At 52.8% G+C, this 17,996-nt stretch carries 15 protein-coding genes; 5 read left to right on the top strand and 10 right to left on the bottom strand.

Features of this window, described 5'->3' with window-relative positions:
• Positions 1-20: 20 nt before the first annotated feature.
• Both IG609_RS02530 and IG609_RS02525 read right to left on the bottom strand, forming a co-directional pair.
• A complete protein-coding gene (locus IG609_RS02530; protein WP_193400827.1) occupies positions 21-1,649 on the bottom strand; it encodes a (2,3-dihydroxybenzoyl)adenylate synthase in 1,629 nt (542 codons plus the stop codon).
• Positions 1,646-2,842 (bottom strand): isochorismate synthase, encoded by a 1,197-nt coding sequence (locus IG609_RS02525; protein ID WP_103861503.1) that lies wholly within the window; start codon positions 2,840-2,842, stop codon positions 1,646-1,648. The genes IG609_RS02530 and IG609_RS02525 overlap by 4 nt, the downstream gene beginning before the upstream one ends.
• A gap of 331 nt (positions 2,843-3,173) precedes the next feature.
• Here IG609_RS02525 and IG609_RS02520 point away from each other — a divergent pair, with 331 nt between their 5' ends.
• Together IG609_RS02520 and IG609_RS02515 are read left to right on the top strand one after the other, a co-directional pair.
• Positions 3,174-4,436 carry an MFS transporter gene (locus tag IG609_RS02520; protein ID WP_250127232.1) on the top strand — a complete coding sequence of 421 codons (1,263 nt, stop codon included), beginning with the start codon at positions 3,174-3,176 and terminating at the stop codon, positions 4,434-4,436.
• Positions 4,437-4,531: 95 nt separating this feature from the next.
• On the top strand, positions 4,532-6,505 hold the full coding sequence (locus IG609_RS02515; protein ID WP_226374169.1) for a TonB-dependent receptor domain-containing protein: 1,974 nt from the start codon (positions 4,532-4,534) through the stop codon (positions 6,503-6,505).
• Positions 6,506-6,720: 215 nt separating this feature from the next.
• Here the strand turns inward: IG609_RS02515 and IG609_RS02510 are convergent, their stop codons facing one another.
• From IG609_RS02510 to prfC, 7 genes are all read right to left on the bottom strand, one after another.
• The gene (locus tag IG609_RS02510; RefSeq protein WP_193397892.1) at positions 6,721-7,437 is read right to left on the bottom strand and encodes a 4'-phosphopantetheinyl transferase family protein; all 717 of its coding nucleotides are present in this window, start codon (positions 7,435-7,437) and stop codon (positions 6,721-6,723) included.
• A gap of 149 nt (positions 7,438-7,586) precedes the next feature.
• A complete protein-coding gene (locus tag IG609_RS02505) occupies positions 7,587-8,864 on the bottom strand; it encodes a NupC/NupG family nucleoside CNT transporter (protein ID WP_193397874.1) in 1,278 nt (425 codons plus the stop codon).
• 301 nt (positions 8,865-9,165) lie between these two features.
• Positions 9,166-9,963 carry a TatD family hydrolase gene (locus IG609_RS02500; protein WP_193400826.1) on the bottom strand — a complete coding sequence of 266 codons (798 nt, stop codon included), beginning with the start codon at positions 9,961-9,963 and terminating at the stop codon, positions 9,166-9,168.
• Positions 9,964-10,078: 115 nt separating this feature from the next.
• Positions 10,079-10,267: a CsbD family protein gene (locus tag IG609_RS02495; protein ID WP_102117193.1), complete on the bottom strand. Its 189-nt coding sequence runs from the start codon at positions 10,265-10,267 to the stop codon at positions 10,079-10,081.
• A 189-nt stretch (positions 10,268-10,456) separates the two neighbouring features.
• On the bottom strand, positions 10,457-10,618 hold the full coding sequence (locus IG609_RS02490; protein ID WP_193397872.1) for a DUF1328 domain-containing protein: 162 nt from the start codon (positions 10,616-10,618) through the stop codon (positions 10,457-10,459).
• Between the two features lie 154 nt (positions 10,619-10,772).
• Positions 10,773-11,381, bottom strand: coding sequence for a molecular chaperone OsmY (gene osmY / locus IG609_RS02485; RefSeq protein ID WP_193397871.1), 609 nt, complete (start codon positions 11,379-11,381; stop codon positions 10,773-10,775).
• 523 nt (positions 11,382-11,904) lie between these two features.
• Positions 11,905-13,494 carry a peptide chain release factor 3 gene (gene prfC, locus IG609_RS02480; RefSeq protein ID WP_193397870.1) on the bottom strand — a complete coding sequence of 530 codons (1,590 nt, stop codon included), beginning with the start codon at positions 13,492-13,494 and terminating at the stop codon, positions 11,905-11,907.
• 291 nt (positions 13,495-13,785) lie between these two features.
• Here prfC and IG609_RS02475 point away from each other — a divergent pair, with 291 nt between their 5' ends.
• Complete coding sequence (locus IG609_RS02475; RefSeq protein ID WP_193397869.1) at positions 13,786-14,706, top strand: hypothetical protein; 921 nt, start codon at positions 13,786-13,788, stop codon at positions 14,704-14,706.
• Between the two features lie 54 nt (positions 14,707-14,760).
• On the opposite strand, the gene IG609_RS02470 is transcribed toward IG609_RS02475, so the two are convergent.
• Positions 14,761-15,459 carry a YtjB family periplasmic protein gene (locus IG609_RS02470; RefSeq protein ID WP_102117197.1) on the bottom strand — a complete coding sequence of 233 codons (699 nt, stop codon included), beginning with the start codon at positions 15,457-15,459 and terminating at the stop codon, positions 14,761-14,763.
• Between the two features lie 156 nt (positions 15,460-15,615).
• Here IG609_RS02470 and serB point away from each other — a divergent pair, with 156 nt between their 5' ends.
• Positions 15,616-16,593: a phosphoserine phosphatase gene (gene serB, locus IG609_RS02465; RefSeq protein WP_193397868.1), complete on the top strand. Its 978-nt coding sequence runs from the start codon at positions 15,616-15,618 to the stop codon at positions 16,591-16,593.
• 17 nt (positions 16,594-16,610) lie between these two features.
• Complete coding sequence (radA, locus tag IG609_RS02460; RefSeq protein WP_193400824.1) at positions 16,611-17,993, top strand: DNA repair protein RadA; 1,383 nt, start codon at positions 16,611-16,613, stop codon at positions 17,991-17,993.
• Positions 17,994-17,996: the final 3 nt, after the last annotated feature.

Raw genomic sequence — 17,996 nt, 5'->3', positions numbered from 1 at the left:
ATCCTTATTTGTTTTGAATACTAAGTTCGGTTTTGAGTGCTAAGTTGGGTCTGGATGCGCTGACGGAGTGATTTCTTATCAATCTTGCCGACCGGCGTAACGGGCAAAGTGTCGATCATCTCGAAGCGGTCCGGCAGTTTGAATTCAGCAATACCCTGATTGCGAAGATATTTTCTTAACGTGATGGCTTTCAGCGCGGGATCGCTGACCACCAGAAAAGCGCAGCTCTTTTCGCCCATGATCGGATCGGGCATTGACACCAGCGCGGCATGGAGGATGCCGTCATGCTTGAGCAGCAGGTTTTCGATCTCTTCCGCGGCAATCTTTTCACCACCTCGGTTAATCTGATCTTTCTCCCGCCCGACCACGCGCAAATAGCCCTCTTCGGTCATCTGCACCACATCGCCCGAGTGGTAGAAGCCTTCGCTGTCGAAGGCGCGGGCGTTGTGTTCCGGACTGCGGTAATAGCCGCGGAAGGTATACGGGCCGCGCGTCGCCAGCAGCCCCGCTTCGCCTCTCGGCACCGGATTGCCGTCGATATCCAACACTTTCACTTCATCATCCGGACTCATCGGATAGCCTTGCGTCGTGAAAGTGTGCTCGTCGCTGTCGTCCAGTCGGGTGTAATTCACCAGCCCTTCCGCCATGCCGAGCACCTGCTGTAGCTGACAGCCCAATACCGCCGGAATACGACGGGCGACGGTTTCGCTCAGCTTTGCCCCCCCCACCTGCAAGATCTTCAGGCTACGCAGCGCGCCACCAAACTGTTCGGCCGCCTGGATCCACAACGCGGCAGCGGGCGGCACCAGCGAGGTCATATCGATCTGATGGCGTTCGATCAGCGGGAAACAAGTCATCGCCCCCGGATCGGGCGCCAGCACGACCCGTCCACCAGCGTAGAACACCCCAAGCGAACCGGGCGAACTTAACGGGAAGTTATGTGGAGCAGGCAACGCGCACAGATAGCGGGTTTGTGGCGTCAGCTCACAAATTTCCACGCTGCGGCGCACGCTGTAGTAATAATCGTCATGGGTACGGGGAATCAGCTTCGGCGTACCGGTACTGCCGCCAGAAAGCTGGAAGAAAGCGACCTGCCCCGATGCAGAAGGCTGATACTGACTGGTCGACGCGTACGGTTGCAGCCAGTCCGTCAGACTGTGCCCCAGCGGGCTGTCGCCGAGCATCACCACCGTTTGCAGGCGGGGAACCTGCGTCTGTAGCCGATCCAGAAATTCACCGTTGCCAAACAGCGAATGTTCAGCCGAGGCGATCAGCAAACGTGGTTCGATCTGCGTGGCGTACGACAGCAGCTCCAGCTTGTTATGGCTGAACAGTGCGTTAACAGGCGCAACGCCCATTTTCAGCAACGCAAAAAAGGTCAGGTAGAATTCGGCCACGTTCGGCAACTGCACCAGCGCGGTGTCGCCACAGCGCAGGCCGCTTTCCGTCAGGCGTGATGCCAGTGCGGAAGACTGTCGATCCAGCTCCCGATAGCTCCACTGGCGCTCGCCGCACACTACCGCAACGGCATCAGGTTGCGTCGCCAGATGACGTTCCCAGGCATCCGTTAGCGGCAGGCCAACCCAGTACCCCTTGTCGCGATAACGCTGTGCCAGTTCCTCTGGCCAGGGCGTAAATTCAATGCTCATAGTCCATCCACACCTGAGTTAAGCCCAAACGCATTCAGCATCGTGTTTAATTTAGCGGCGGTTTCAGCCCATTCGTCCTCGGGGACGGACGCCTCAACAATGCCCGCACCGGCAAACAGGCGGACTTTGTTGTGTTTGATGGTGCCGCAGCGAATCGCTATCGCCCATTCACCATCGCCGTTGGCATCACACCAGCCGACGATACCGCTGAATACGCCGCGATCGTGCGGCTCCAGCTCGGCAATCAGCTGACGCGCTTCCTGCGTGGGGAAGCCGCACAGTGCGGGGGTAGGATGGAGCTGGCAGGCGACCTGAAGCGCCGTCATCTCCGGGTTCGCCAGTTCACCGCGGATAGCGGTAGACAGGTGCCACATGGAGGCGGTGTGCATCAACGAAGGAGCCGATGGAATCGTTAACGACGAGCATAGCGGCATCAGGCGTTGGCGGATGTCGTCCACCACCAGCTTATGCTCATGCTTGTCTTTACCCGATTTCAGCAGACGCTGGCTGTTCAGATAATCCAGATGTTCATCGTTCATCCGTCGCGCCGATCCCGCCAGCGGATTAGAGACAATGACGTTCCCCTGCTTGCGCACCAGCAGTTCCGGGCTCGCGCCCAGCAATACCGAACCATCCGGCAGCGGCAGTGAGAAATGGTATCCACCCGCGTTCTGCACCATCAGGTTATTGAGGATCGTTTGCGCCTTAACGGGGCTCGTCAGCTCAATGTCCAAAACGCGTGACAGCACCGCTTTGCTCAGTTCACCACGGCGGAACCGCTCAACGGCCTCTGCCACGATGGACTTGAACTGACATTCGTCTGGGACGCTGTTTAACGTTAGCGCGGTAGGGCCCGCAGCCGTGTGCTTACGGGCACGGCTGACGAGTTCAGATTTCGTCGTAACGTTATAACTATCAGGGATATAGAGACAAGACGGTTGCGTGGTATCAAAGGGAATCGCTCCCACAACAATAGGCAGCGACTGCCCTGCCTGACGCGCTCGCTGGAATGCCTGCGCGATTGCAGGGCTAAGCCTGTCATCGTGCGAGCCAGGAACACAAACAGGGGACGAAATACGTTCAAATAAGCCTGAAGTAGACAGGCTTCGGTGTTCCGATGCATATAAAAAAGCGGTTTGTTCCGAATAGGTTAACCCGCTAAATGCTTCAGTTTTTGTAATCAGTGTATCCACAAGACAGCTCCTGCGCTCGCAAATTAAATACCAATGATTATTAAAATCATTATCATTTATATTAAGCGCAGTTAAATTACACTGAAGTAACGTGTTCGGTCAATCCTTCCACAGAATGGTTATTCACACCCATTAATTAGGGGTTATATTGATGTTAATCAATTTTTTTGTGCATGTTTCATAATGGATAATGGTTAGCAACAGGAATGTATTGATTATAAAACCCACATCACAGATGATAATGAAAATACTTATCATTCATTGTCAGAAAAATTAAGCTGCGCTAGACTGCGCAAATATTTTACTAATTATGTCTAAATGTGAGCCTGTCATGGATGAAAGCATGTACCGCCCGCACACCCGATCCGTTGTGCATCTGGCGCTGCTCATTAACATGCTTTCTCTCGGTAGCCTGATGATGGTGATGCCGCTAGGCCCCGATTTCGTCAGCGCCCTGTCTATGGATGCCAAGAACATCGGCTACATTAGCGGCGGTGCAACGTTTGCCTCCGCCATCGTCGGCTTCCTCGCCGCTCCCTATCTGGACAGATTTAACCGTAAACATGCTCTGATCGTGCTGCTGACGCTACGCTTTGGCCTGACGGCAGCCTGCATGTTTTCCACCAGCCAAACCGATCTTTTGCTGCTGTTTATTCTGGCGGGCTGCGTTGCCGGGCCGGCATCCGGTGTCTTGATGGCTGCGGTTGTTGATATTGTGCCGGCCAACGAGCGCGGAAAGCAGCTTGCCTATGTCGGCATGAGCTTTTCGCTCGCGGCGATTGTCATCATGCCGCTGTCGTTGGAGTTGGCTCACCGTATTAACTGGCAAGCGCCGTTTTATACTTTCGGCCTCGGTGGCCTGTTGCTGGTGTTGTTGGTGCTGTGGCTCTTTCCTTCCATGCCGCCGACGCATCGGGTTCAGCAAGGTAATTCCCCCACGACGGCACCCACGTCGGTATTACATGACCTGTTAGCATCCCCCCTTTTCCTGCTGGGGCTGACGGTAATTTCGCTGCAAATGTTCGGTCATTTCCTGCTGATTCCCCACTTTTCCAACTACTTCCAGTTCAATCTGGCCTTCCCGCGGGATGATATTTCCCTGCTCTATCTCTGCGGCGGGCTGGCAAGCATGGTGACCATGCAGCTGTGCGGCAATCTGTTGGATCGGGGATATGCCAGCCGAACGATTGTAGTCACAACGCTGCTGCTGGCCGTTGTGATTCTCTGCGGTTTCGTTTTGCCTTTTTCACTTTCCCTGTATCTGGTGTTCACCCTGTTCATGGCGCTCAGCGCAGCCCGATCCAGCAGCACGCTGGCAATTACCGCCGGTATTCCGCTGCCGCATCAGCGCGCCGCGTTCATGTCCTATCAGGGAACCGCAGCCAACGTGGCATCCGGGCTTGCCAGCGTCGCTTCTGCCGCTTATCTGAGCACCTCCGTTGAGGGAAAAATTGATGGATTCTCACAGCTCGCCATCGCCAGCACCGTATTTGCGCTGGCCGCCATGCTGCTGACCCTGCGCTTAATTCCGCAGTTGGCTGAACGCAGCCGAAAGATGGCTCAACGCCAATCCGCGCGGGCTTTAGAGCAATGAATCGATCGATTCACACCGCGAGTGGGTCGGCAAGATAGGTAATACAACACGTTATTTACGGGGATATTTTTCCACTCTTTGATGGGGTCTTTGACATGCAGCTAAAACCAGAAAGTCGTTTTTCACATCATCATTTCCCACACAGCAAGGTGTATAACGCCCTGCTGGTGACGGGGTTACTGGCACTGCCTGCACTCGCACAGGCGGAAAACGCAGCAGATGAAAAAATCGTTGTGACAGCAACACAGACGAAACACACCACGCTAAGCGCCCCCGCCAGCGTTTCTGTCATCACCCGCGCCGAGCTGGAAAAGATGTCGGTGAATAACGTTACCGACGCGGTGAAAAAGCTGCCGGGCATTAACATCAATCCGTCATCTACCTATGGTCGTAACGAAATCAAAATCCGTGGCATGCGGGCAGACTACACGCTGCTGCTGGTGAACGGTCGTCGAATTAATGCGCAAGAATCGCTTGCGACCGATATGGGGAATGATTTCGATCTGAGCTCCATTCCTATCTCCGCAATTGAACGTATCGAAGTGATTCGCGGCCCGATGTCTTCTCTGTACGGTGCCGATGCGTTGGGCGGGGTGGTAAACGTGATTCTTCGCCAGCCGGGGGAGAACGTTGCTGGTGAGATCGGCTATAACTTTCAGGCACCGACCGAAGGTTCCGGCGGTGACAACAATCGCCTGAATGGCTACGTCAGCGGCCCATTGATAGAGAATACGTTGCTGGGCAGTTTGATTGTCGATGGCGGAAAACGTGACGCGTGGCGTACTGAGCAATCGCAAAACCGCAACACGGACGCGTTGGAAAAACGTGATAACTACAGCGTATTGGGTAACCTGACGTGGTTGATCGATTCCCAGCAGAGCCTGGATTTTGATGCGACATACAGCAAGGATGACCGATCCGTTGACTGGAACAACTTTAAAAAAGTTGCCCATAACACACAAAAAATTGATCGCCTTGGTATGGGTCTCACGCATAACGGTAGCTGGGACAATGTTGATACGCGGCTACGCTATTACTACGAAAACATCGACTTAATGGACAACTCTCAGCTTAATGAGGGTATAGCCGATATTACCCAGAATAATCAGACGGTTGACGGACAAATTTCTGGCTATCTGGGCGATCACCTGCTGACCGGCGGCGGTGAATACCGCATCACATCGCTGGAACACAGCATGAACATGACGGGCGGTAAAGTAACCGTCGATCAGAGTGCTCTTTTCCTGCAAGATGAATTCAAGATCGCGGATTTAGCCCTCACCTTTGGCAGCCGCGTCGATCATCATGAAGTCTATGGCACCGAATTCAGCCCACGCGCCTACGCTACTTATAGTTTAACCGACAACTGGGTGATTAAAGGCGGCGTCAATAAAGCGTTTAAAGCACCAACACTGGCTCAGTTCACCAAAGGTTACTCCAAAGCTGACTGCCGCGGAGATTGCCGACGCATAGGCAATCCAGACCTCAAAGCTGAAACCTCTATCAGTTATGAAATCGGTACGGCTTATGAAGCCGAACGCTTCGGCGCAGGCGTTACCTTATTTAATAATGATATCAAGGATATGATCCAAGCCGAGGTGTGGGATCGTGTAGTTAGGGCAACTCCGACTAAGATTACTTATTACAACGTGGATAAAGCGCGAATTCAGGGGATCGAAACCTCATTCTGGGTCGATATCACGGAGGATTTGAACTGGACCACCAACTGGACCATCGTCGATGCCGAAGACCGCACCACCAGAAAGCGCCTGAAGCAAACGCCGAAAAATACGGTTAATACTCAGTTGAACTGGCAGGCGCTGGATAACTTATCAACCTATGTGTCCTATCAGTACACGGGCAACCAATACTTGCGTGATAAAGAAACGATTAGAACAAGGGGCTTTAATACCGTGGATATCGGTGCCACCTATACGCCGGTTAAAAACGTGGATCTGAAACTGGGTGTCACGAACCTGACTAACGAAAAACGCGACTATGTTGCTACCGACAACGACTATTTTCTGTCTGGACGTACGGTATACGGCGGCGTGAGCTATAAGTTCTGATGGTCATAGCTCTAGCCCGCTAACGCGGGCTTCAGGCCGTTGACAAACCTATTTGCCGAATGAAAACGGGAGTAACGGAATAGAAGAGTAAAGCGTTTGCGCCAAGGATGGCGCAAACCGAGCTTACATGGACGTATTTACAGCGTCTTTACGATCTATCCGTTACTCCCGCTCTACGGACGTTGTCAGCAACCTCAGCGCTAACGCGGGCTTTTTTAGCAGCAGAGAAACGTGGTGACGTCGTACTCTCTTAACAGATATGCGCCTTTAAAACGGCGTCCGGCGTAAAACATCGGCGTCAGATCGGTCAGCAGTTCCAGCTCGAACTCGCGTTTGGTGATATCCAGCGCCACCAGTCTGGCATCCAGAAAATCGAAATAGTGCCTGACCTGCGGGTAAAGCGCCTTAAACAGGCTCTCCTTCGCCGAAAAGCTGATCGTCAGCAAACAGCTAAATGCTTCTTCCCGCTCCTGCAACCATTGGAATTCTTCGTCACCAATGATGCCGGGCCACAGCGATTGCGCACGCTCGTCGGACATCAATCCTTCGATATCCACACCCACGCACGATAGCGCATCGCTACGTAAATGGGCGGCACAGAGTACGCTGTCTTTGTTATGGCTCAGTGAACCGGCAATATTTCCCGGCCACTGTGGCGAGCGGTCTTCCCCGCTATGCAGAACAAAATCAGGGTGTTCTAGCTTGTTCAACACGTGTTTGGCCACACAGCGCCCAGCCAGAAATTCAGCGCGGCGTTTCGGCACCGCACGCTCTAGCGCGTCGGAAAAAGGAATGTTCGCCTCGGCAAAAAGCGCGTCGTCGTAGGCAGACAAGTGGAAATGGCAGCGAGCAGTAATACCTGGATAAGCGACACCGTCCGTTGCCCGTGGAAACGTAATCCATTCAACATCATCAATAAAAGCAGAAAGCATGTTGCTCCACTCTGGCAAGCCTATCGCGCCCGCATTCGGTAAATGCTGCATAAGTCACGCTTAAACCCTAGGAAATGCGGGGATTTAAACGAACAATGGGCGACTTTCGCCGCCCATCATCTCGCTACTGCAAGAATGCCTGGTTACATTTACAGGGTCAGGAAGAACCCTGCGATGCAGGCGCTCATCAGGTTAGAAAGCGTACCTGCCGCAACCGCTTTCAAACCCAATCGGGCAATATCCTGACGCCGAGTCGGTGCCATACTGCCCAAACCTCCAATAAGGATAGCAATAGACGAAAGGTTAGCAAAGCCGCACAGCGCGAACGAAATCACCGCTTTGGTATGCTCCGACAGAACCTGCAAGCCCGCAGCGGCAACCACATCATCTGCCTTCAGGTACTCGCTGAAATTCATGTAAGCGACGAACTCGTTGACGATCAGTTTTTGCCCAATGAACGAGCCCGCAACCGTTGCTTCATGCCACGGTACACCGATCAAGAAAGCAACGGGCGAGAACACCCACCCCAGAATCAGTTGCAGCGACAGTTGCGGATAATCAAACCAGCCACCGATGCCGCCCAGAATGCCGTTAAGAAGAGCAATCAACGCGACAAAAGCCAGCAGCATCGCCCCCACATTCAGCGCCAACTGCATACCGGACGCCGCGCCACTTGCCGCGGCATCAATGACGTTAGCTGGGCGATCGTCTTCATCGACAAAGCCAACCATCTCGTCATGGTCGTGCGTTTTCTCCGTTTCCGGCACCATCAATTTGGCGAACAGCAATCCACCCGGTGCCGCCATGAAGGAGGCCGCAATCAGGTAGTCCAGTGGCACCCCCATCTGGGCATAGCCCGCCATCACCGATCCCGCAATGGAAGCCAATCCACCACACATCACCGCAAACAGCTCAGAACGCGTCATGTTGGCGATATAGGGACGAACCACCAGCGGCGCTTCCGTTTGGCCGACAAAGATGTTGGCGGTTGCAGAGAGCGATTCAGTACGGGAGGTTCCCAACAGTTTCTGCAACCCGCCGCCTAATAAACGGATGACCCACTGCATCACACCCATGTAATACAGTACCGCCACAAGGGAAGAGAAAAAGACGATGATCGGTAAAACACGGAATGCGAAAACAAACCCACCACCGCCAAAGACTTCGAACATTTTGTCGGAAACCAGACCGCCAAAAATGAATGAAACCCCTTGGTTTCCGTAGGCGATAACGTTTGCTACACCGCCCGTCAATCCTTCCAGAATTTTGCGTCCTACTGGCACATACAACACCAGCGCACCGATACCAATCTGAAGAATGAAAGCACCCACTACGGTGCGCAATCTGATCGCTTTACGATTACTGGACAACATAACCGCGAACAAAATCAGAACAAGCATGCCGATGAGACTCATAACGAGTTGCATGTGCAGTTCCCTATAACGCGTGAAAAAGTGAAAACAGAATAAAAATCGTGTCGCCAGAACGGTAAGTACGCCTTGGCGAGCCGATTATAAAGAGTGGCCCGAAAAGGTCGCTAATTTATGTCACAAATACACACAACATCGAACAGTCCAAAACACTGAAAAGTGATCTGCATCACAATTTGATGGATGATATATGAAATCGGAATGACTGTTCTGTCTGCTGTTGCACAGAAATAAGAGAAAAGTGAAAGCAAACAGGCTCCCGCTTTAGGGGAAGCGTTTCAGCATAACGGTAACGGTGTTATGTCGGAGTGAGCCGCCCAAACAGCCTGAACGAATTCTGCCACAGCGCCTCAGCAATCTCTTCAGGCGGTTCTGCTCGTAGCTCACACAGCGTTTGAAACGCGCACGAAATACGCTCGGGTCGATTGGGCTGCCCCTGATAGCCACTCATCGGCATATCGGGCGCGTCAGTTTCCAGCAGCAGCCTATCTAACGGTAGCCGCGCGATCGCCTGACGCGTTTTGTTCGCTCTGTCATAGGTAATGGTTCCCCCCACACCGATGTAATAGCCCAGCCGGATAAAGGCCTGCGCCTGCGCCAGGCTGCCTGCAAACCCATGGACGACGCCAGTACGCGGCACATCGATACGGCGGAGCCATTGCGCCAGCCTGTCGTGACTGCGTCGCGAGTGCAGGATCGTCGGGAGATCGTATTTTTTCGCCAGCCGAAGCTGAGCCTCAAGAAAGGTAAGTTGCCTCTCAAACTGCGGTTCCGGCATATAGAGATCCAACCCAATCTCCCCCACCGCCACCAGCGTGACAGGCCACTGGCGCAGTTCCTCTTCCAGACGGAGCAGGTCACTTTCCTGATGTTCAGCGATATAAAGCGGGTGAAGGCCCAGAGCGGCATAAAGTGGAGAGTAGGTGCGAGCAAGCGTCAACACGCGCTCAAAATGCTGAGAAGCCACAGCCGGAATAATGATGCGCTCAACTCCTGCGTCTTGCGCCAGACGCAGGCTTTCCGGTGCATCATCATGGAATAAGGGGAAATCGAAATGGCAGTGGGTATCGATAAAGCGGTGTCGTTCAGAAAGCACGTTGCTTCTCTCCGTCAAGATTAGGCACGTCAAGATGAGGCGACCTAATCTACACCCAAGTAATATCCTGCCAAAAGCCTCATGGCAGAATCGGACTTGTCGTTGCGGTGAGGCCTCAGTGTAGCGTGGTTTTCTCTGAGGATACCTCTTCGTGCGCTTTTCCGTAACCCTCTTGCAACACGCCGGACAGGTAATCGTTACTCCCTTCCAGCCAGGCACAGTCGCTGTCAAACCAATCGGCACACAGCGCCAGAAAATTCCCTTTCCACTGTTTCCATTTACCAACAACGATATCGCTATTCATCATCACCCTCCTGATAAACTGTCGAAATGCAGCAAATACGCGGGTCGTATTAGTAAAAGATTTGTATCAGTAAAAGATAGTGTGCCGGTAAAAGATAGTGTGCCGGTAAAATATGACAGCCGCGTGGCGCGGCTGTGTGCTCTGTATGACATTTCTTTCTATGGAGAAAGAATGAAAGAAGGTGCTGTGCTACGGCCGTTTTCGACCCGAGAACAAGCTAACCAGAAACAGAATAATACCGACCACAAAGACGATTTTCGCCGCACCCGCTGCTGTACCGGCCAATCCGCCGAAACCCAGTGCTGCCGCGATCAGTGCGATAACTAAAAATATAATGCCCCAACGAAACATACGCTCTCCTTACCAGACAAAAATGAAAAATAATCATGGTGGTCATCCTGACGCGCGTCTTGCGTCCTGACTGCGTATCCACAGAGGGTGTTTGTTATGCGGATTAGGTAGGGTTATCCGCCATTACGGATAACCCTGTACGGTATAGCGATGGTTATTTCACTGTCAGGTCGTTCTTGACGCTTTTCACGCCGTCAACGGCCTTCGCAATACTTTCAGCACGGTCGGACTGCGCTTTGTTATCCACCCCGCCGCTCAGTTGCACGACGCCAGCCTGCGTTTCGACTTTCACTTTACGGGACGGAACAATGTTATCTGCCAGCAGTTTGGCTTTAATCGTGCTGGTAATCACCGCATCATCGGCATAAGCGCCAACCGATTGTGATTGGGAATCTTTCACCTGCAGTTTATCGCTGACGGACTGGACACCCTCAACCTGCGTCGCGATTTGCACCGCACGGGTGCTCAATTCCTGACTACCGACAAAGCCGCTCAGCGTGACGACGCCATTTGATGTTTCAACGGAAATGTCGCTGCTGGTAATCGATTTGTCTTCCAACAACGCACTCTTCACCTTGGCTGTGATCGCGCTGTCACTGACGTAGCCAGAGGCTTTATTGGCGGAGTTATCGATTTTTGTACCAGTAGTGTCCGCGATACGTTCCACCTTCTGCCCTAATGTTTCCTCAGCCATGGCACCGCCAGCCAGAATTGAACCCAGGGCAACGATGATCAGCGATTGTGTCAGTTTGGTCTTTTTCATCGATCTCTTCCTTCTTATGTTTTCTATAAACCCGAAGTAGCCTACTTTGGGCCACGTTAACGCCCGCATAGTCATCAGCAAATCAAGGTGATAATGACATTATCAATACTCCGATGATTATCTCTTATTACATAAAAAAATCAGTGCATTGAATTGCAAAGGCGAAACAAATCAAAATAATGAACCAACTTAAATTGTACTAACAGTTGAACAAGCTAAATCAGTTAACACGCCGTTAACTATAGCCTACAGAATGGAAAATCACAGGGGAACAAGGGGATATGCGCGGCAATTCAGATTTGTCTGTTACACCGAGGCGAGAAATCACAGCAGAGGAAAAATCAGATTAATATATTGTTTTCAATACATTTAAAAATAAAAACACCCAGCATTTTTGGCCTAAAGCCAAGCATAACCGGGTGATGATTATTTTAACAACATGGTCACTATTTAAACGCCACAGCCTCGATGATTTTCATGAAACCGTAGAACCACCAATCCATGTCATTATAAAAATAAAAAATTAATGCTCGCGCGTTTGGTGGAACGTCACTTCTGGGTAGCGTTCCCGCGTCAGGTTCAGGTTCACCATCGTCGGAGCCACATAGGCCAGGTTATCCCCGCCATCCAGCGCCAGATGCAGTTCGTTCTTACGCTTAAACTCTTCGAATTTCTTCGCATCGCTGCACTCAACCCAGCGCGCGGTAGAAACGTTCACCGACTCGTAAATCGCCTCAACGTTGTATTCCGTTTTCAGACGGGCAACAACCACATCAAACTGCAGCACGCCGACCGCACCCACGATAAGATCGTTGTTGGTTAATGGACGGAAGACCTGCACCGCACCTTCCTCAGACAACTGTACCAGCCCTTTAAGCAGCTGTTTCTGCTTGAGCGGGTCGCGCAGGCGGATACGACGGAACAGTTCCGGCGCAAAGTTGGGGATACCGGTGAATTTCATGTCTTCACCCTGGGTAAACGTATCGCCAATCTGGATAGTACCGTGGTTGTGTAACCCGATGATATCGCCCGGGTAGGCTTCTTCAATATGGGAACGGTCGCCCGCCATAAAGGTCAGCGCGTCTGATATCACCACGTCTTTGCCCGTACGCACCTGACGCAGCTTCATGCTCTTTTCATATCTCCCGGACACCACGCGCATAAACGCCACGCGGTCACGGTGTTTCGGGTCCATATTGGCCTGAATCTTGAAGACAAAACCGGTGAATTTCTCTTCCGCCGCCGTTACTTCACGGGTATCCGTTTTACGCGGCATCGGTGCAGGAGCCCAAGCGACTAACCCATCCAGCATGTGATCGACACCAAAGTTACCCAGTGCCGTACCAAAGAAGACCGGCGTCAGCTCACCGGCCAGAAATGCTTCCAGCTCAAATTCGTGCGATGCCCCTTGCACCAGTTCCAGCTCTTCACGCAGCTGTGCAGCCAGCTCTTCGCCAACGGCAGTATCCAGTTCTGGGTTATCCAGCCCTTTAACGATGCGTACTTCCTGAATCGTATGGCCTTTACCGGTCTGATACAGATAGGTTTCATCTTTATAGAGGTGATACACGCCTTTGAACAATTTGCCGCAGCCAATCGGCCAGGTAATTGGCGCACAGGCAATCTTAAGCTCGCTCTCGACTTCATCCAGCACTTCCATCGGATCGCGGATGTCACGGTCAAGTTTGTTCATGAACGTCAGAATCGGGGTATCGCGTAGGCGCGTGACTTCCATCAGCTTACGCGTACGATCTTCGACGCCTTTTGCGGCATCGATCACCATCAGGCAGCAGTCGACCGCCGTCAGCGTACGGTAGGTATCTTCGGAGAAGTCTTCGTGCCCTGGGGTATCGAGCAGATTCACCAGGCAATCACGGTAGGGAAACTGCATCACGGACGTGGTGATGGAGATACCACGCTGCTTTTCCATCTCCATCCAGTCGGATTTCGCATGCTGGTTCGAACCACGCCCTTTTACCGTACCGGCAGTCTGGATCGCCTGTCCGAAAAGCAGGACCTTTTCGGTAATCGTGGTTTTACCGGCATCGGGGTGAGAAATGATAGCGAACGTTCTTCTTTTGGAGACTTCGCGGGCGTATTCACTTGGAGACATGATTTTCAGGTTTCTTTTGTTAGCCACCCGGCGTCAGCATCAAGTCAACAACACACCGATGTCAGATCGTCAGGCAAAGCGGAAATAAACGGTAGCCGAGCATTTTCCCTGATTTAACGTGCAGACACAATCGGTGATGGCATAAACAGCGCGGAGATATCATGCCCGCCGTCACCGTTCTGATATCGCTATCAACAATTACGCCATAAATCATTTATAAAGTTATCATTTATCTTTGCCGATAATATCTGGGTCAATATTTAACCATTTGATCGCACTTAAGGAGAGAGTATGAGCTTGTCTGTAAATAATACGGGTTATAGCAATTCTCAGGCCCAAAGCACCGCGACATCATCGAACACAGCACGATCCACGACAGCAGAGCCCACCGCGGCCAGCAGCGACATCACACACATTATCGATCCGATTACTGGGAAAACGACGCTCACCTTCCCCAGCAATATAAACATCACTACGGAAGCGATCGCGCGTTTGAAAAAAAACGGGGGCACTCCCCCACCCCCTAGCGTGACCAAGATAGATGAAAACATGCAGCGGGAAGAGGTACAGGCCATTGATCTCGAACGGCAAAAAAACACCACGGATCCCAGCCTGAATATCAAACTATCTGTTAATGATGTCGAGACCAATAAAATGGCACTCGAAGGTTGGTCAAATAATCTCAAGGCAGGGAGCGATATCAGCAAAGAAGGCTTTGTCAGCTTGATTAATCAGGCGCTATCGAGACCGTTCGGCGTGACATTATGGAACTACACCACCGATAGCATGGAAATCACAATAAAAGCCGCAAAGTTGGAAGAACTCAAAAACCGCTATGTGGATAGCCGCGCGCACCAGCAAGCCGATAAGGATATTCAGGATTTCATCCAGTACCAGTCTGATGCACTGAGTAATGTAGAAAAAAACATTCTGCAAGATGAGTATCAGCGCAGCGTCGATGCAGGAGACACCGATGAGGCAAGCTCCACGTTTCTGGAACTACAGAAAAACGCGGAAGGCACGTCAGCCACACAGGTTCAGCGCCAGCAAATCTTTTCTCTGGCCGCATCAAGCGACAGCGACACCTTGTTTAGCCGTTTTCGTCACTATATTTCCGTTACTTCCCCCGATCGCTACACCAAAAGCGAATACACCTCGATACTCAATCAATTCGATAGTCATTGGCTGGAGTTTCAACTGGCGTTGAAATAACCCGCTGCGCTCTCCGTACAAACAGACCGTTTGTACGGGGTGTCCGTCCGCGTGTCAGCGGCTTTTCTCTTCCCCATTTTTTTTCACACCCGCGCCGCTGTCCGGCAGCGTTTCACGTTCTACCTCATCCTCTTCTTCTTTCACTGGTGTACTGGCCGTGAGAAGATAAGGCGACTGTTGCCAGCGAGTTCGACGATTCTGTAAGAGCGTGCGGGTCAGGATGATGCCAATAGCCAGTGAAAGCAAAATCATCAGACGCAAAATATTGGTGGTGTTATCGACCTGTCTGGCTTCGGTCGCCAGTACATGCGTATCTAAGGTAATCCGCAGGAAACCGATCGGCCCTTCTTTTCCCTCAATCGGCTGCACCAGTTGATGGTTAAAGTAGCTACCGACCCGATTGCCATCCAGCGCCAGCCGGTCTCTCAGTTGCACTTGCTCACCGATATGCGCCACCAGCGAGCCATCTTGCTGATACACGCCGGCATCCAAAATGCGGCTGTGATCGGTAAGCTGTGTGAGGATGGTATTAATTTTTTGACTATTATCGTCCACGCTGCCCATTAGCGGCGAAAGGCTGTAAGCCACCTGTCTGGAAAGCGTACGCGCCAGATCTTCAACCTGTTCAGATCGCGCCATCTGGTGGCTCAAACTGAAATAGGACGCACCTTGCATTAATACCACTAGCAGAGCGAGGCAAATCAGCACAATTGCCGTGCGGTGTAGCCGAAATTTCACCCGGGCGCGAACCATGATAATCCTTACACGATTTGGATACTTTCATGTTGCCAGAAGCGCCGACGATAGGATAGCTTGTTGCCCAGTTTTTGGAGGGATATGTTTGGTCGACGCCGCATCCCTCTTTATCGCACGACTTTATCGCCCTACTGCCAGCAGAGGATTTACCCCATGTCGAATAGTCTGACCTATCGTGACCTCCCTGATGAGATCAACTGTTGGCCGGGACTGCCATTATCACTGAGCGGTGACGAAGTGATGCCGCTTGACTACCGCGCTGGCGACACTGGCTGGCTGATTTACAGCGATGTCCTCGATAAGAACCTGATTTCCCGCTACCAGCGTAAGTTGGGGTGCGCGATGGTGATTGTGAGCGCCTGGAACGTGGGCGATTATCAGGTCGTGCGTTTAGCCGGCACGCTGACGCCACGCGCAACCAAACTGGCTCACGAACTGGGCATCGATGTCGCGGCCATGCGTAACGCGCCAACGCTGCGTTCGCCGGGTTTGCTGGTGATGGACATGGATTCCACCGCGATTCAGATCGAATGTATTGATGAAATCGCCAAACTGGCGGGCACGGGTGAACTGGTCGCTGAAGTCACCGAACGCGCGATGCGCGGCGAGCTGGATTTCGCGGCCAGCCTGCGCCAGCGCGTGGGAACATTAAAAGGTGCCGACGCCACTATCTTACAGACGGTGCGTAAAACACTGCCGCTGATGCCGGGCCTGCGTAATATGGTTAGCCAGCTTCAGGAAGCAGGCTGGCACGTCGCGATTGCATCGGGCGGGTTTACCTACTTTGCTGATTATTTACGTGATGAATTAGGTCTGGTCGCCGCCGTTGCCAACGAATTAGGCATGCAAGACGGCAAGCTGACCGGTGACGTCATCGGCACCATTGTCGATGCAAAATATAAAGCGACCACGCTGCAACAGCTAGCGGAAAAGCTGGAAATCCCCATGCATCAGACCGTTGCGATTGGCGACGGCGCAAACGATCTGCCGATGATCAAGGTAGCCAGCTTAGGCATTGCCTATCACGCCAAACCGAAGGTCAATGAACAGTCTGCGGTGACCATCCGCCATGCCGATCTGATCGGCGTGCTGTGCATCCTTAGCGGCAGTATGAGACACGAAAAGCGTTAATCAGTGGGAGGTGATACGTGGCAAAAGCCGTCAAACGGGCGTTTGTATGTAATGAATGCGGGGCTGACTACCCGCGCTGGCAAGGGCAGTGCAGCGCCTGCCATGCCTGGAACACCATTACCGAAGTCCGTCTGGCCTCGGCGTCAGTATCACGTTCCGACCGTCTCACCGGCTATGCAGGCGAAAGCGCTGGCGTCAGCCGGGTACAAAAGCTCTCGGAAATCAGTCTTGAAGCCCTGCCGCGCTTTTCTACTGGCTTTCAGGAATTTGACCGCGTTTTGGGCGGCGGCGTCGTTCCGGGCAGTGCGATTCTGATCGGCGGTAGCCCCGGCGCGGGTAAAAGTACACTGCTGCTGCAAACGCTCTGCAAGCTGTCAGAGAACATGAAAACCCTGTACGTCACCGGCGAAGAATCATTACAGCAGGTGGCGATGCGGGCGCATCGTCTCAACCTGCCGACCCAGAATCTCAATATGCTGTCAGAAACCAGCATCGAACAGATTTGCCTGATTGCCGAGCAGGAACAGCCGAAGCTGATGGTGATCGACTCCATTCAGGTCATGCATCTCGCGGATATTCAATCGTCTCCCGGCAGCGTGGCGCAGGTGCGTGAAACCGCCGCCTACCTGACCCGCTTCGCCAAAACGCGCGGTGTTGCCATCGTGATGGTCGGCCACGTCACCAAAGACGGTTCGCTCGCTGGGCCAAAAGTATTGGAACACTGCATCGACTGCTCCGTGTTGCTGGATGGCGATGCCGATTCGCGCTTCCGTACCCTGCGCAGCCATAAAAACCGCTTCGGTGCCGTTAACGAACTGGGCGTGTTCGCGATGACGGAACAGGGTCTACGCGAGATCAGTAATCCGTCGGCAATTTTCCTCAGCCGCGGGGACGAAGTCACGTCCGGCAGTTCGGTCATGGTGATATGGGAAGGCACGCGTCCGCTGCTGGTCGAAATTCAGGCACTGGTGGATCAATCGATGATGGCTAACCCGCGTCGCGTGGCGGTCGGGCTGGAGCAAAATCGCCTGGCGATCCTGCTGGCGGTATTACATCGCCACGGCGGCTTGCAGATGTCCGATCAGGATGTGTTCGTGAATGTCGTCGGCGGCGTTAAAGTCACCGAAACCAGCGCCGACCTGGCGCTGCTGCTATCGCTGGTCTCCAGCTTCCGCGATCGCCCACTGCCGCAGGATCTGGTCATCTTCGGTGAAGTCGGTCTGGCGGGTGAAATCCGCCCGGTTCCGAGCGGCCAAGAGCGGATTACCGAAGCCGCCAAGCACGGCTTCAAACGCGCCATCGTTCCTCATGCCAATATGCCGAAGAAAGCCCCTGCCAGCATGCAGGTGTTCGGCGTGAAAAAGCTAGCCGACGCGCTGACGATCCTCGACGATCTCTAAACG

Origin of the sequence: Pectobacterium quasiaquaticum (assembly GCF_014946775.2) — a bacterium.
In the GTDB taxonomy this organism is placed as follows: Bacteria; Pseudomonadota; Gammaproteobacteria; order Enterobacterales; family Enterobacteriaceae; genus Pectobacterium; species Pectobacterium aquaticum.
The sequence above is the reverse complement of the archived record's forward strand: the minus strand, read 5'-3'. Positions and strand labels throughout refer to the sequence as shown.